Consider the following 15,159-nt stretch of genomic DNA (forward strand, 5'->3'; position numbering starts at 1 on the left):
GAATTTTACTTAAAATGTAACCAATTATTGCAAAAACCACTATTTTTATATTTAAGTATATGAAATATATAAGATTTGGGAAATGGGTTTTTGGCAGCGTACAATGCTTTCGACGGGTGGAAACAATCATCCCATAAGATGTTGAGAACAATAGAGTAAGGGCGAATACCAGATGAATAACAACTACCGCAAACCGCTGCAAGGCACTCAGCTCGATTTTTATGACGTGCGTCAAGCCGTTGAAGATATCCAGCCAGGCGCCTATGCCAAACTTCCTTATACCTCAAAAGTACTTGCAGAGCAGTTGGTGCGCCGTTGTGATCCTGCAATTTTAGAACAATCTTTAAAACAATTGATTGAACGTAAACAAGAGCATGATTTTCCGTGGTATCCAGCACGTGTGGTATGTCACGACATTTTAGGTCAAACCGCATTGGTAGATTTGGCAGGCTTGCGTGATGCGATTGCCGATCAAGGTGGTGATCCATCTAAAGTGAATCCTGTAGTGCCAACCCAGTTAATTGTCGATCACTCTTTGGCAGTGGAATATGGTGGTTTTGACCCAGATGCATTCCGTAAAAACCGTGAAGTGGAAGATCGCCGTAATGAAGACCGTTTCCACTTTATTGAATGGACTAAAACTGCGTTTGAAAATGTAGATGTGATTCCTGCGGGTAACGGCATCATGCACCAGATTAATCTGGAAAAAATGTCTCCAGTGATTCAAAACCGTGAAGGTCTGGCATTTCCAGATACCTGCGTAGGTACAGACTCACATACGCCACATACTGATGCTTTGGGTGTCATTTCTGTAGGTGTGGGTGGTTTAGAAGCTGAAAACGTAATGTTGGGCCGTGCTTCTTGGATGCGTCTGCCAGATATTATTGGTGTGGAGTTAGTCGGTCAGCGTCAGGCGGGTATTACAGCAACTGACATCGTATTGGCTTTAACTGAGTTCTTGCGTAAAGAACGTGTGGTTGGTGCTTATTTAGAATTCTTTGGTGAAGGTGCAGACAGCATGTCGGTGGGTGATCGTGCCACGATTTCCAACATGACCCCTGAATATGGTGCAACTGCAGCGATGTTCTACATCGACCAAAACACCATCGACTATTTAACTTTGACTGGTCGTGAAGCAGAGCAGGTAAAACTGGTTGAAAACTATGCCAAAGAAATTGGTCTTTGGGCATCTGATATGACTCAGGCAGAGTATCCACGTGTGTTACGTTTTGATCTTTCAACGGTAACGCGTAACATTGCAGGCCCATCTAATCCGCATGCGCGTGTATCTACTGCAGACTTGAAAGAAAAAGGCATTGCAGGTGTAGTTGAGCAACGTAGCGATGGCTTAATGCCAGATGGTGCGATCATTATTGCGGCCATTACCTCTTGTACCAATACCTCAAACCCACGTAATACCGTAGCAGCAGGTTTATTGGCACGTAAAGCCAATGAATTAGGACTCGTGCGTAAGCCTTGGGTGAAATCATCATTTGCACCCGGTTCTAAAGCCGCTGCTTTATATTTAGAAGAAGCAGGCGTACTGAAAGATTTAGAAAAACTTGGCTTTGGTATTGTGGCCTATGCATGTACTACCTGTAATGGTATGTCTGGTGCATTAGACCCAGCTATTCAGCAAGAAATTATTGACCGTGACTTGTATGCGACTGCGGTGCTTTCAGGTAACCGTAACTTCGATGGTCGTATCCATCCGTATGCGAAACAAGCTTTCTTAGCATCTCCACCGTTGGTTGTGGCTTATGCGATTGCGGGCACCATCCGTTTTGACATCGAAAAAGATGCATTAGGCACCGATCAAAATGGTAACCCAATTTACTTAAAAGATATTTGGCCATCTGATGCTGAAATTGATGCTTTGGTGAAAGAGTCAGTTAAACCTGAACAATTCCGCCAAGTGTATATCCCAATGTTTGATTTGGGCGAGTCTGAAAAATCCGAAAGTCCGCTATATGACTGGCGTCCACAAAGTACTTATATCCGTCGTCCGCCGTATTGGGAAGGTGCATTGGCGGCACCGCGTACTTTAGCCAATATGCGTCCTTTGGCTATTTTGGGCGATAACATCACCACAGACCATTTATCTCCATCGAACGCGATTATTTTAGATTCGGCAGCAGGTGAGTACTTGGCAAAAATGGGCTTGCCAGAAGAAGATTTCAACTCTTATGCAACGCACCGTGGTGATCACCTGACGGCACAACGTGCAACTTTGGCGAATCCAAAATTGTTTAATGAAATGGTGGTACGTTCAGACGGCACAATTAAGCAAGGTTCTAAAGCGCGTGTTGAGCCAGAAGGCGAAGTAATGCGTATGTGGGAAGCGATTGAAACCTATATGAACCGTAAACAGCCGTTAATTATTATTGCGGGTGCTGACTATGGTCAGGGTTCTAGCCGTGACTGGGCTGCAAAAGGTGTGCGTCTTGCTGGTGTGGAAGCGATTGTCGCTGAAGGTTTTGAGCGTATTCACCGTACCAACTTGGTGGGCATGGGCGTATTGCCACTTGAGTTTAAAGCGGGTGTAAACCGTAAAACTTTAGGTTTGGATGGTACAGAACTCTATAGCGTGATGGGTAATATTGCGCCACGTTCAGACTTAACTTTGGTGATTGAGCGTTCAACTGCAGACGGCAAAAATCAAATGATTGAAGTGCCTGTGACTTGCCGTTTAGATACCGAAGAAGAAGTGTCTGTATATGAAGCGGGCGGTGTATTGCAACGTTTTGCACAGGACTTCTTGGAAGGGAATGTGGCTTGATGCTTTGATCTAAAATGATCTAGTTAATTATTTTTACAAAAAGACCTTATCCAAATGATAGGGTCTTTTTTTTATTGAGATGGGGATTGTCTTAGGTTACATAGGCAAACTCCTTGTAAACCTGACTTAATTTTCTGCCTAAATCATGCTTAGCCCAATTGCCATCATCACCTGTCAAAATGGACAATAGACAATCATCACAGAATAGATATACTGGATTGACCATTTCTAAACCACACGGAGAACAAAGATGGTAACTGCAGGTGATAAACCAGGAACAGGCTTCTATTTTTGTGTCCAATGCGGGCATCGCGTTTACTTAGAAATTGGTACAGACCGTCTACCACCGTGTACCAAATGCCATGGCACCCAATATAACAACAAGGTTGCCTAAGCTACACGACAAAAACAGCTGATCCTGTTTTTAATCTAAAGCCCTATCACCCGATGGGGCTTTTTGCTATTTTAGCCATAGAAACCACAAACAATGAGGCACAGCATGGAAACAATACTCGGTTTATGTGTTGGCATTGGTCTGAGTGCTGCCAGTGGCTTTCGGGTTTTCGTACCATTATTGGTTATGAGTGTTGCAGCACTGATGGGGTGGTTTGAACCTTTAAAAGGTTTTGAATGGCTGGCAATGCCTGCTGTTTGTCTAGCTTTGGCTGTAGCAACAGTCAGTGAAATAGCCGCATATTATGTGCCGTGGGTCGATAATATGCTCGACACCGTTGCCACACCTGCTGCCATGATTGCAGGAACACTCACCACTATGGCAGTAAGCAGTGGCGAAATGTCGCAATTTGCCAGTTGGGCTTCGGCAATTATTGTGGGTGGAGGTACAGCGGGTGTAGTGCAAATGAGCACGGTTGCGGTACGTGGGGTATCGACTGCAACTACAGGTGGAGTTGCGAATCCTATCGTTTCTACAGGAGAGTGGATTGGTGCAGCAGTACTTTCGGTATTGTCTTTAATTGTGCCTGTGTTAGTGGTGTTTGTGGTGGTCATTGCTTTAATTTGGGCTATTCGATGGATTCGTGGCAAAAAGAAAGTCGCAGAATCTTCGATATAAGTCTTTCAGGAGCAGTTTGAAACCATTTCATAAAATATGTGGTAATAAATTCAATATTTCTGCTTTATTTGATGGTTTAAGCGCATAAAAATTGCCTATTTGGGAAATATTTTAAAATATTGTTAAAAATGTAATAAAAAATTCAAAAAAATATAAAAATTAAATCATTTTGGGGAAACAATCCCATGCTCAAATCACTACTATATATCTCAAGGGTGTGATGGGGATCGAAAAGAGTAGATTGCTGCCAGTTGCGTACAACGCGCGTGTAGTACTTACCCAAAAGGTCTCGATTCGGCTTAGGACGCTATAGATTAAAAGTTTATAGGCTATAAGATCATGGCTTATCCAGCATGATAGTTGAAGTAAACCACAGTTGTTTTCCCTAACACCCTCAAGAATTTTCAAAACAAATAACAACTTAAAATAACAGCCATAAAATTATAAAAATCTAAATAAAATATCAGTTTAAATTTAAATCTCTTGTAAACATTCGCTACAAAACTCCCATCAAGTCACTTATCTAAATCTGCTAAATTGAGCTTGTAATCTGCATCTAAACAGGTGTGATATGAGTGTTGATTACGATTTTTGGTGTCGATTTTTACTGACTTGTGCACTGATTAATTACGCTATTTTAATGCTGTGGTTTGTGGTGTTGATATTTGCACATAACTGGCTTCGACAGTTACATGGCAAATGGTTCAAACTCACCGATTCAAGTTTTGATGCGATTCATTATGGTGGTATGGCAGTTTATAAAATAGGGGTATTGCTGTTCAATATTGCTCCGCTCATTGCGCTGTATATGATGCGACCTTAAATACCACAACAGAAATACCGCATTTTAAAGCACCTTTAAAATATAAGATGTAGTCACAGCAAGGCTGAAAGACCACAATTCAAGGAGTTTACAAACATGAATCAATTAAAACCCGCACTGATTTTAGGTGGGCTGATTTGTTTGGGAATGGTGCTGGCAGGTTGGATTTTGGGCAACAGTGCACTGAAAATTAAGCAATATGAGCGTGTGGTTTCGGTCAAAGGCTTGTCTGAGCGTGAAGTCAAAGCCAATGTGGCCGTGTGGCCCATTCGTTTTAGCGCAGCCAGTCAAGATTTGGCTGCTTTGTATGACACCATGCAAGGCCAGACTGCACAAATTCAAAACTTTTTAAAAAATGAAGGTTTTGCTGCGGAAGAAATTACCATTGCCGCACCCGTGATTACCGATAAATACGCCCAGCAATATGGTGGAGATGGTAATGTTGCCTTGCGTTATACCGCGCATCAAACCATTACGGTCTATACCAAAAGTATAGATAAAGTCCGCAGTGCACAAAGCCGTCTGGTCGATTTAGGCAAGAATGGTATTGCCTTTGGTGGTGAGGATTATGGGCAACGTACTGAATATTTATATACGCAGTTGAATGACATTAAACCTGCCATGATCGAGCAAGCTACCCAAAATGCCCGCAGTGTTGCAGAGAAATTTGCCGCAGATTCTGACAGCCGTTTGGGGAAAATCAAATCGGCCAATCAGGGCGTATTTAGCATTGAAGAGCGTGACAGCAACACCCCTTATTTGAAAAAAGTACGTGTGGTGTCTACCGTAGAATATTATTTGGCAGATTAATGTACAAACTCACTCAATCAGGAAACAGACATCATTAATCGTTTTAGCTAAGCAAGCACATTGCCCGACTGAATTGACAGCTTGGGCTGTGCTTGATATTTTGCCCGCACCGCTTTTTATGCTGTATGTTCATGGCTTTAAACGACAACTTTATTTATGCACCACCACAAGAACCTTTAGAAATTGTCTATGAAGATGATGATTTGCTGGTGATTGATAAGCCCGCAGGTTTGTTGTCTGTGCCGGGACGTTTGCCTGAACATCAGGACAGTGCCTATTTAAGGGTTTTAGCTCAACATCCCAGTGCAAAAATTGCCCATCGTTTAGATATGGCGACATCCGGTATTTTAATGTTCGCCAAGCACCGTGATGCAGAAGTTGCATTAAGTAAAATGTTTCAGGCCCGAACGGTCAAAAAAAACTATATAGCTTTAATTCAGGGGCAGCTTGAGGGGCAAGGCAGTGTCGATGTGCCGTTAATTACCGACTGGGAAAACCGCCCACGGCAAATTGTGCATTTCGATTTAGGCAAGCCTGCACAAACGCTGTATCAGGCTTTGGAATATCGGGCCGATGAAGATATTACCCGTGTATTGCTGACGCCAATTACAGGGCGTTCGCATCAGTTGCGGGTACACATGCAATATATTGGTCACCCAATCACAGGCGATAAGTTATATCATCCTCAGCCGCAACAAAGTCCTTTAAAACGAATGGCGTTGCATGCCAGCTATTTGGCATTTACTCAGCCGTTGAGTCATGAAGCTGTAGAAATTCGGGCACAGCTTCCTTTTTAATCACTTTCTTTCTAACAGTCACATTTTTTTCAAATTATTGTGAAAATACTCAAAATTTGGGATAGCCTTCATCCCAAGAACTAGTTAATTTAACGCTATAACCGTAGATTTTCATTTTCCTTGCACAAAAAGGAGGTTGATTGGTTATTTTAAAATTTTTGTGTTGAGTGTTTGGGGCTGCAACTTGAGGTTGAAGTGATTTTTGCGTGAAAAACGCATCACTTGAACGGGGCAGGCCGATGGGGTGGGAGGCAAAGTTATGTTGTATATATTGGGCGCAATAATTGTAGTTCTTGTGGTGATTGTTTTTTGGCAAACATTACGCAGCCGTGAATTATCAGCAGGTATTCAATCATTACAAACTAATTTAGACCGTACCCGTACCAATTTGGCAACTGATGAGCTGGAAAGTAACGAGTTAGAACATCAGCTCACGCTGCTTCGGGTAGAAGTAGGGAGTTTGAAAAACCGTGTGGAAAGTTTGCAGCATTATCAAGATATTTTAGATGTTGAACAATATGTGCAGGAGCGTCGCCAACAAGTTGAAATGTTTGTAGAAATGGTCAAGTCTGAAGCAGAAAACATGCGTGATCAATGCAAACAAAAAATTGAAAAAGTCAGTAATTTTTTAGTCGAACACGAACAAAAAGCCAAAGCTAAAACCCTAAAAGCAGCTCAAGAACAATTGGGTGCTTTTTATCATTTAGCAGAAGAACGTCAAAAGTTAGAGCAGGTGACTGCCGCGCTTTATCACAAAATTGAAGAAAATACCCCTGCGTTTCAATTGCCAGCACAGCAGTTACTCGATCATTTAATTGAAGACTATAGCCAGTCTGATGCAGCACAGCATTTATTACAGGTGCGTCAAAAAATTATGCAAGCGATTCAAAATAATGAAATGGCCTATTGTGCATTTGTAGATGAGCAGCGTCGTCTTTGTGCAGTAACATTGCTTAGTCATGCATTTAACAGCAGAGCAGACTTATATTTAGCCCAGTTGAACCAACATAATTTAGGGGAATCTCTACAAGCGTTGCAGGATGATTTCACCTTGCTTAATCACTATGCGGCATCTTTTGGACATAGCAAAATTTTAGAATCTTACTTGGCACTTCGCCTTGAAGAGTTAAAATTTGCATCTTTAGTGATTGGCCTTAAGCAACAGGGCACTGACACCACACAGCCAGTAAAACTGGCAGTGAATGCTTAAGGATAAGTTGTATCTATAAGGTGCAGACTCTGTAGGGCTGTCCGACTAAAGTCAGCGGCAAAATACAGAAAACTTGATCAAGTACGGCAAAATTGTGCTATGTTGAATTCACTATTTTGTCACTTGCCAGATATATATTGGCTAAAAAGATAACAAGGATATTCGCATGACACGTGACTATGAGCAATTCCCAGATGATGATAATGGTAATGTACTTTGGCAAATGCATGAAGATGGGGATGACCTGACAGAGCCACATGAAATTGAGTACTCCATTGCTTTTACCACACAAGAACAAGCCGAAAAATGTGCGTTGTATTTGTTGGCAGAAGAGCAAAAAATTTCATTATTTCAAGATGAAGAATCTGATGCGGTTGAATGGATTATCACCATTTATGTGTATATGGAACCAGAGTATTCAGACATTGTAGATTTAGAACAATGGTTCACTAAAATTGCCGAAGAGCATGGCGGTGAATATGATGGTTGGGGCTGTATGGCCTACGTCTACGATGATGAAGATGAGTACGAAGACGAAGAATAAATTTGATTTTCCAAAAGCATGTGTTGATCACATGCTTTTTTAATTCTGCATGACGCATAAGGATTGGTTTTTAGTATCAAGCCTTGCAGCGTATTGTAGAGCAGAAAGAGGCAATATGGATATTGCAATTAAGCGAGCCTATCTGGATGCTGTACCTACAGATGGTACACGGGTTTTAGTCGATCGTTTGTGGCCACGTGGTGTGACTAAAGCGCGTGCTCAAATTGGTTGGTGGCCTAAAGAAATTACGCCCTCAACTGAATTACGCAAGTGGTATCACCAAAACCCTGAACAAAACTGGGATGAATTTCAACAGCGTTATCGGCTCGAACTGACTCAGCAGGAAGCGACCTTACAGGAACTGCTTCAACTGGCACAGCAGCAAAAAGTGACCTTAATTACCGCTGCAAAAGATGAACAGCATAATCATGTGGTGGTGTTAAAGCGTGTTTTGGAGCAATCTTTAACATCGTTAGAGTAAAAATCCATCGGATTATTCAACCATTATCCTTATGCTTTATAAGGTTTTTAAGTTTATGAATAATCAGTGAAAAATGTTATAATGAAATTTTTGAGGTTTTTTATGTCTTTGCCAAATTGCCCAAAATGCCAGTCAGAATATACTTATGAAGATGGTGACTTGCTCATTTGCCCAGAATGCTCACATGAGTGGAAAGAAGGTGATGTAACTGAAGAAGCGGCTGCAGTAATTAAAGATGCAAATGGTAATGTGTTATCAGATGGCGACACGGTAACCGTGATTAAAGACCTTAAAATTAAAGGTTCTTCTGCTGCTGTAAAAGTAGGAACGAAAGTGAAAAATATTCGTTTAATTCCAGACGCTGCCGATGGTCACGACATTGATTGTAAAATTGATGGTATGGGCGCGATGAAATTAAAATCTGAGTATGTGAAAAAAGCATAATCCGTATTAGAAATACCAAGCGCAGGCAACTTTGTAGAAGTCGCCTGCGCTTTTTTTATGCAGTGCATAAAGAAAAAGATCATTAAGTTTTGTGATATGTGACAATAAAAATGACACAGCATCTCTTTTAATGTTTGTACAAAAATACTACTTTTTTATTTGGCCTAAGTCCTTTATATTTTAGATGAAAAGAACAAGTTTTAATCAGGTTTAACGTAGTCATTACTTAACAACACCACTCACAAAAACAGTTGGGGGAAACTATGTCAGGATGGTTCGAAGTTTCACAAGCAAGCAATGCACAATATCGTTTTGTACTTAAAGCGGGGAATGGCGAAATAATTTTAACCAGTGAGTACTATAAAGCTAAAGCTTCGGCTTTAAATGGTATCGCTTCGGTACAAAAAAACAGTCAGGAAGATGGCCGTTATGACCGTCTGACTTCTAAAAACGATAAGCCGTATTTTAATTTAAAAGCCGCCAATCATCAGGTGATTGGTACAAGCCAGCTCTATACAACTGAGCAATCACGTGAAAAAGGCATTGAATCGGTTAAAACCAATGGTAGCAGCAGCACCATTAAAGATTTAACAGTAAGTGCTTAACCTTAAGGTTATCCTTAATTTTAAGCCTTATATAAAAAGCATGCTGCGGCATGCTTTTTTATTTTGGTGTGGATGTCATGGATAGTTCCCCAATTGACAGTATTGAGTGAAGTACTTTGAGCATTTTTGGATAGAGAAGAAGATTAATGAAAAAATTGGCGATGCGGATATTCTTGGTACTTATAGCGGTGGTGGCGGTATGGTGCGCAGGGCCATATTGGAGCCTGTATCAAATCAATCAGGCTGTGGAGCAACATCAAGCAGACCAACTTTCAAGCTATATAGATTATCCGCAAGTCAAAGCCAGTTTAAAACCACAAGTGCAGCAGCGTTTACAGCAGTTAATGGGTTTTGAGGCATCCTCTTCAGCACCAAATGTTTTGGGGCAGCTATTGACTGATCAGCTGAGCGATAAAATGCTAGATGTTTTACTGACGCCAGAAAGTATTGCTTTATTGATGCAGGGCAAAGCATGGCAGGAATCCATTCGTTTACCAGATTTATCCTTACGATTGCCGCAAACCTCCGCAGAGCAATGGACTGTGGAGCATCGGAAAACAGGATTTAGTATTTTTCCACGTGCGCATGCACAACAAGTTGAACTTGCCGAGGCTTTTAAACCGAGTCTAGATATTCGCAGTGGTTTTCATCGTTGGAACCGATTCGTGGTTAAAGTACCCACCCAATATGCAGGACTTACCGAATTTGAGCTGCAACCACGCAACTGGCGCTGGAAAGTTGTTGCGATTCGTTTAGATGTACGCGAGTAGGTGAGTACGAGGTATGGACTTTTTGAACTTTCCTCTCGATGTGTTGAAGGTCATTTGGTGAAACAAGAGCAAGCAGGAAGAATAAGATGAAAAAATTATCAGGTGGTTTGAGTGCGGGGTTGTTACTCAGTGGAGCATTGTTTAGCCCTTTGTTGATTGCAGCACCAGTAGCAAGTACAACAGCGACATCTAAAACTGCACCGATTGAAGGCTTATATTTTCAGCATCAAGACTGGGAGTTGGCTTGTGATAATACAGGCACCTGCCGTGCTGCGGGTTACCAAACTGATGACAATTTTGAGCAACCGATTAGCGTATTGCTAACGCGTAAAGCAGGTCAAAATCAGGTCATACAAGGTCAAATACAAATTCAAAATGATGTTCCTCAAGCGACACTATTTTTAAATGGACGGGCTTTGCAACAGTTACGCTTTAATGAAAATATTGCTAACTTGTCTGCTGCCAGTGTGCAAAAGCTGTTGGTGCAGGCACGTCAGTATACCGTTATTGAATTAAGGCAAGCTAAGCAACGCTGGCAATTATCTGATGCAGGCTTAAGTGCGATATTGTTAAAAATGGATAGCTTCCAAAAGCGGGTGGGGACAACATCTGCCGTACTTGCAAAGGGTAAGCAGTCATCTTCAAAAGTGTTAGTTGCGCAGCCTATTCCGAAAATTAGTATTCGGATGCAGCCAAAATATAGAACAGCCAAAGCACAAGTGCTTACTGCGGCAAGTGCAGACAAACTGTATCCGATATTACGTCAGTCAGCAGACCGTGATAATTGTTATATGTTGTTTGAACCTGAGGAAGATCAGCATATTCGACTCTACTCGCTTAATCAGCAGCGTACTTTGGTGGAAGCAGATTGTTGGCGTGGTGCATATAATATGGGTGTGGCTTATTGGGTTATGGACAAAAAGCTGCAACATATCCATCAGTTTGTGACGGATTCAGCTTCAGAATTTAGCAATGGGCAGATTTTTGCATATCAAAAAGGTCGTGGTATTGGAGATTGTTTTAGTCAAATTGAATGGGCGTGGAATGGTCAGCAGTTTGTGAAAAGCTATCAGTTCGATGCAGGGCAATGTAAAGGCTTTGCGGGCAGTGCGTGGGACATGCCCAATTTTGTTAGCCAAATTGAGTATGCATCTGCCGATTAAAAACTAAAGTAAAAATATTAATGACTCATTCAATCGGTGCAAGTGCTTAATTCACTTGCGCTCGAGCGACTAACTTTTCCATAATTTCATCTAACTTTTTCAGTCGCTTAATGTCATCCCATAATGCTTTAGCTTCTGGATAATGTTTTGACATCATGCCAAGCCATTGTTTATAACGGCCTAGCATTCCAATTTCAGTTTTGGCAGGGCCATGAATAAAGCGAATTTGTAGTTGTAGCAAATCTTGCCAACTCAGCAAAGGTAGGTCTGAGTTTTGACGAATACATTGGGTCAAATCTGGGGTGGTGACCGCACCACGACCAATCATTAAATCTTCACAGCCCGATTCTAACTGGCATTGTTTGGCATCGGCATTGTTCCAAATTTCGCCATTGGCAATGACATTAATTTTCAATGCTTCACGAATAGGGCGCAGTTGATCCCAAAAGGCAGGCGGTGTATAGCCATCGGCTTTGGTACGCGCATGCACCGTGACCCATGCTGCGCCTGCATCTTCAATGGCGTGTGCATTTTCTAGCATGAAGTTCCGATCCATATAACCTAAACGCATTTTGGCAGAAACTGGAATATGTGCAGGCACAGCATCACGCACGGCTTTAACCAGCTCATAGACCACTTCGGGTTCATCGAGTAAGACTGAACCACCACGATGACGATTGACCGTTTTGGCAGGACAGCCAAAGTTCATATCAATCGCAGGTGCACCCATCGCCGCAACTTTAGCTGCATTGGTGGCTAACATATCAGGGTTATTTCCCAAAAATTGCACATGTACAGGCGTGCCTGCAGCGGTTTTACCGTTGGTGAGTAGTTCTGGGCAATAAGTATGATAGATATGGTCTGGTAAAATACTATCTGTGACCCGAATAAACTCTGTCACACACCAGTCAAAACTGCCTACAGACGTGAGTACATCACGCATGATGGGGTCGGTTAAGCCTTCCATGGGTGCAAGAATTAGTTTCACAGGATGCTACCAGCTCAAACAAAAGTGGAGTTATACGTTTTTTTATGGAGGATGTCTAGGCAATGGCTTGGGATTGATGTGGTCTTCACAAGGACTTTAATATTTCTGTTCTCTATCTGCTCTCGGCATAAATAGATTAACTCGTTCGCTCTGATCATTGTAAAAGTGTAATCAACTCACTTCCCCAAAATCATTTCCAACACAAACTTAGAACCAATAAAACCGAGCGCCAATAAAAAGAAACCAATAATGGTAAAACGAATCGCTTTTTGACCACGCCAGCCAAACTTGTAGCGTCCAAGTAGTAATGCACCATAGACAAACCACGAAATAATACTAAATGCTGTTTTATGCGCTAAATGCTGTGCAAAGAAATGTTCTACTGTAAAGAAACCAAAGCCTAATGCGACAGTCAGTAGGGCAAAACCTGCAATTAGCATATCAAACAGCAAAGATTCCATATCTTGCAAAGAGGGTAGTAAATTGACCCAAACTCGACGTTTTTGCTTGTTTTTCAGTTCGCGGTTCTGAAACCATAGCAAAATGGCGTGAATAGTTGCCATGAGCAATACAGCATAAGCAGCCAGCGACAAAATAATATGAATGTCTAAGCCAATCGAATTTTTGCTAATAAATAAATTATGCTGACTGAATGAAAAGCCTGCGATTAAACCCGCAGCAGCCACAGGAATACCAATTAAATTCAGTGCAATCACAGGACGGTAACTACTGAACAACAAGCTCAGCAATAACATCAGACCTGAAGTGAATGACATCAGGTTAAACACGTTGTAATTGACACCCATTGGCGTCAGCATATCGTTATATAACACTGCAGCATGCAGCACTAAGCCCAAACTGAGCAGAGAACGAATAAACCAGTGATTTGGTGCACGTTTAGACATTAAATGAGAAAATAAATACCAAAAAGAGCTGGTATAAGCGATTAATGCTAAAATCGTATAAACCAAGGGGAGACTGATCATGTCAAACCTTTTTCAGGATGATGAATATTCATTTATATAAATTCGATGAGAACTACAGTATCCTATAGCATCTTGTGCATAAATTTTCTATTTTAAAGAAACATTTTTTTGCTAATGGCTATTTTAAGCGGAATTTGCAATGTTTGATACCTTAACAGAACGACTCACGCAGAGTTTAAGAAATGTTACTGGCTCAGGGCAGCTAACCGAAGACAATATTAAAGATACGTTACGTGAAGTACGTATGGCACTTCTTGAAGCCGATGTGGCGTTACCTGTAACTCGTGAATTCATCGCGAAAGTTAAGGAAGAGGCATTGGGTCAGGAAGTGATGACTCAGTTATCCCCTGGTCAGGCGTTCGTCAAAATTGTCTATGACGAACTCACAAAAATGATGGGCGAGGCCAATGAAAGCCTTGACCTAGCTGCCAAGCCACCAGTTGTAGTGTTGTTGGCAGGTTTGCAGGGTGCGGGTAAAACCACCACAGCTGCAAAATTGGCACGTTTTTTACAAGAACGTCAAAAGAAAAAAGTCGCCATGGTGTCTGCCGACGTTTACCGTCCTGCAGCGATTAAACAGCTACAAACAGTTGCTGGTGAAGTTGGTGCAATTTTCTTTGACTCGAATGCCAATGAAAACCCTGTAGATATTGCCAACCGTGCTATCGAACAGGCAAAAATTCAGTTTGCTGATGTTTTAATTGTCGATACCGCAGGTCGTTTGCATGTCGATGATGACATGATGGACGAAATTAAAGCATTACACTCAGCTATTAAACCGACTGAAACCTTGTTCGTGGTCGATGCCATGACAGGTCAGGATGCGGCAAATACAGCCAAAGCCTTTAATGATGCCTTGCCATTAACGGGCGTGATCTTGACCAAAACGGATGGTGATGCGCGTGGTGGTGCGGCACTTTCAGTACGTGCTATTACAGGTAAGCCAATTAAATTCTTGGGGATGGGTGAAAAACTTGATGCCCTAGAGCCATTCCACCCAGAACGTGTTGCACAACGTATTTTGGGCATGGGTGACGTGCTGTCTTTAGTCGAAGAAGTTGAACGTAAAATCGACAAAGAAAAAGCCGAAAAAATGGCGAAAAAACTGCAAAAAGGCGGCAGCTTCAACTTTGAAGACATGCTAATGCAGTTTGAGCAAATGAATAAAATGGGTGGCATGATGGGCTTCTTGGACAAGTTGCCTGGCATGAGTAACTCAGGTATTCAAGATGCCATTGCTCAGGCGAATCCTGAAAAGCAAGTTAAGAAAATGGAAGCGATTATCCAGTCGATGACCATTAAAGAACGCCGTAACCCAGACCTCATGAACCCAAGCCGTAAAAAACGTATTGCTGCGGGTTGTGGTATGGAAGTGGCAGAAGTGAATAAACTCATCAAGCAACATGCACAAATGGCAAAAATGATGAAAAAGTTTGCCAATCCATCAGGCATGGCAAAAATGATGCGCTCATTGGGTGGTTTGCAAAAACAATTCAGTGGTGGCGGTATGGGGCCGTTATTTGGCAATAACGACCCAACCAAAAAATAAGCCATCTGCTAGATTCACAACAACGCCCAAGCTTCTGCTTGGGCGTTGTGCTTTGAGCACTTTACATATTGGGTTAGATGTATTTTTAGAGAGGATTCAATGCGCAGATTGCGTTAAATCCTCGCGAGAATTTCTGGA

General features: G+C 41.8%; 16 protein-coding genes. 14 read left to right on the forward strand and 2 right to left on the reverse strand.

What is annotated here, in order from left to right; genetic code table 11:
- Positions 1-172 precede the first annotated feature (172 nt).
- The 13 genes from acnD to HHA41_RS05250 all read left to right on the forward strand — a co-directional run bounded on the left by acnD (position 173) and on the right by HHA41_RS05250 (position 11,498).
- A complete protein-coding gene (gene acnD / locus HHA41_RS05190) occupies positions 173-2,779 on the forward strand; it encodes a Fe/S-dependent 2-methylisocitrate dehydratase AcnD (RefSeq protein WP_168418122.1) in 2,607 nt (868 codons plus the stop codon).
- 250 nt (positions 2,780-3,029) lie between these two features.
- Entirely contained in the window at positions 3,030-3,173 is a 144-nt protein-coding gene (locus HHA41_RS05195; protein WP_004972403.1) for a zinc ribbon-containing protein, read from the forward strand.
- A gap of 105 nt (positions 3,174-3,278) precedes the next feature.
- The gene (locus HHA41_RS05200; protein ID WP_168460824.1) at positions 3,279-3,851 is read left to right on the forward strand and encodes a DUF4126 domain-containing protein; all 573 of its coding nucleotides are present in this window, start codon (positions 3,279-3,281) and stop codon (positions 3,849-3,851) included.
- Between the two features lie 571 nt (positions 3,852-4,422).
- On the forward strand, positions 4,423-4,674 hold the full coding sequence (locus tag HHA41_RS05205) for a DUF6868 family protein (RefSeq protein WP_168418124.1): 252 nt from the start codon (positions 4,423-4,425) through the stop codon (positions 4,672-4,674).
- A 96-nt stretch (positions 4,675-4,770) separates the two neighbouring features.
- Positions 4,771-5,484 carry an SIMPL domain-containing protein gene (locus tag HHA41_RS05210; protein WP_168418125.1) on the forward strand — a complete coding sequence of 238 codons (714 nt, stop codon included), beginning with the start codon at positions 4,771-4,773 and terminating at the stop codon, positions 5,482-5,484.
- Between the two features lie 131 nt (positions 5,485-5,615).
- Entirely contained in the window at positions 5,616-6,281 is a 666-nt protein-coding gene (locus HHA41_RS05215; RefSeq protein ID WP_168418126.1) for an RluA family pseudouridine synthase, read from the forward strand.
- A gap of 259 nt (positions 6,282-6,540) precedes the next feature.
- On the forward strand, positions 6,541-7,491 hold the full coding sequence (locus tag HHA41_RS05220) for a DUF5660 family protein (protein ID WP_168460826.1): 951 nt from the start codon (positions 6,541-6,543) through the stop codon (positions 7,489-7,491).
- A 166-nt stretch (positions 7,492-7,657) separates the two neighbouring features.
- The gene (locus HHA41_RS05225) at positions 7,658-8,035 is read left to right on the forward strand and encodes a ribonuclease E inhibitor RraB (RefSeq protein WP_168418128.1); all 378 of its coding nucleotides are present in this window, start codon (positions 7,658-7,660) and stop codon (positions 8,033-8,035) included.
- 115 nt (positions 8,036-8,150) lie between these two features.
- On the forward strand, positions 8,151-8,516 hold the full coding sequence (locus HHA41_RS05230) for a DUF488 family protein (RefSeq protein WP_168460828.1): 366 nt from the start codon (positions 8,151-8,153) through the stop codon (positions 8,514-8,516).
- Positions 8,517-8,618: 102 nt separating this feature from the next.
- Positions 8,619-8,960: a zinc ribbon domain-containing protein YjdM gene (locus HHA41_RS05235; RefSeq protein WP_168418130.1), complete on the forward strand. Its 342-nt coding sequence runs from the start codon at positions 8,619-8,621 to the stop codon at positions 8,958-8,960.
- Positions 8,961-9,223: 263 nt separating this feature from the next.
- Positions 9,224-9,565, forward strand: a complete 342-nt coding sequence (locus HHA41_RS05240) for a YegP family protein (RefSeq protein WP_168418131.1) — start codon at positions 9,224-9,226, stop codon at positions 9,563-9,565.
- A gap of 146 nt (positions 9,566-9,711) precedes the next feature.
- Positions 9,712-10,335 (forward strand): DUF2939 domain-containing protein, encoded by a 624-nt coding sequence (locus tag HHA41_RS05245; RefSeq protein WP_168418132.1) that lies wholly within the window; start codon positions 9,712-9,714, stop codon positions 10,333-10,335.
- Positions 10,336-10,421: 86 nt separating this feature from the next.
- Entirely contained in the window at positions 10,422-11,498 is a 1,077-nt protein-coding gene (locus HHA41_RS05250) for a DUF1176 domain-containing protein (protein WP_168418133.1), read from the forward strand.
- A 46-nt stretch (positions 11,499-11,544) separates the two neighbouring features.
- Here HHA41_RS05250 and HHA41_RS05255 read toward each other — a convergent pair whose 3' ends face one another.
- Positions 11,545-12,486 carry a tRNA-dihydrouridine synthase gene (locus HHA41_RS05255; RefSeq protein WP_354667271.1) on the reverse strand — a complete coding sequence of 314 codons (942 nt, stop codon included), beginning with the start codon at positions 12,484-12,486 and terminating at the stop codon, positions 11,545-11,547.
- Between the two features lie 176 nt (positions 12,487-12,662).
- Positions 12,663-13,472: a cytochrome c biogenesis protein CcsA gene (gene ccsA, locus HHA41_RS05260; RefSeq protein ID WP_168460830.1), complete on the reverse strand. Its 810-nt coding sequence runs from the start codon at positions 13,470-13,472 to the stop codon at positions 12,663-12,665.
- Between the two features lie 139 nt (positions 13,473-13,611).
- Here ccsA and ffh point away from each other — a divergent pair, with 139 nt between their 5' ends.
- A complete protein-coding gene (gene ffh, locus HHA41_RS05265; RefSeq protein WP_168418134.1) occupies positions 13,612-15,021 on the forward strand; it encodes a signal recognition particle protein in 1,410 nt (469 codons plus the stop codon).
- Positions 15,022-15,159 lie beyond the last annotated feature (138 nt).

Origin of the sequence: Acinetobacter sp. A1 (assembly GCF_012371315.1) — a bacterium.
Classification (GTDB): Bacteria; Pseudomonadota; Gammaproteobacteria; order Pseudomonadales; family Moraxellaceae; genus Acinetobacter.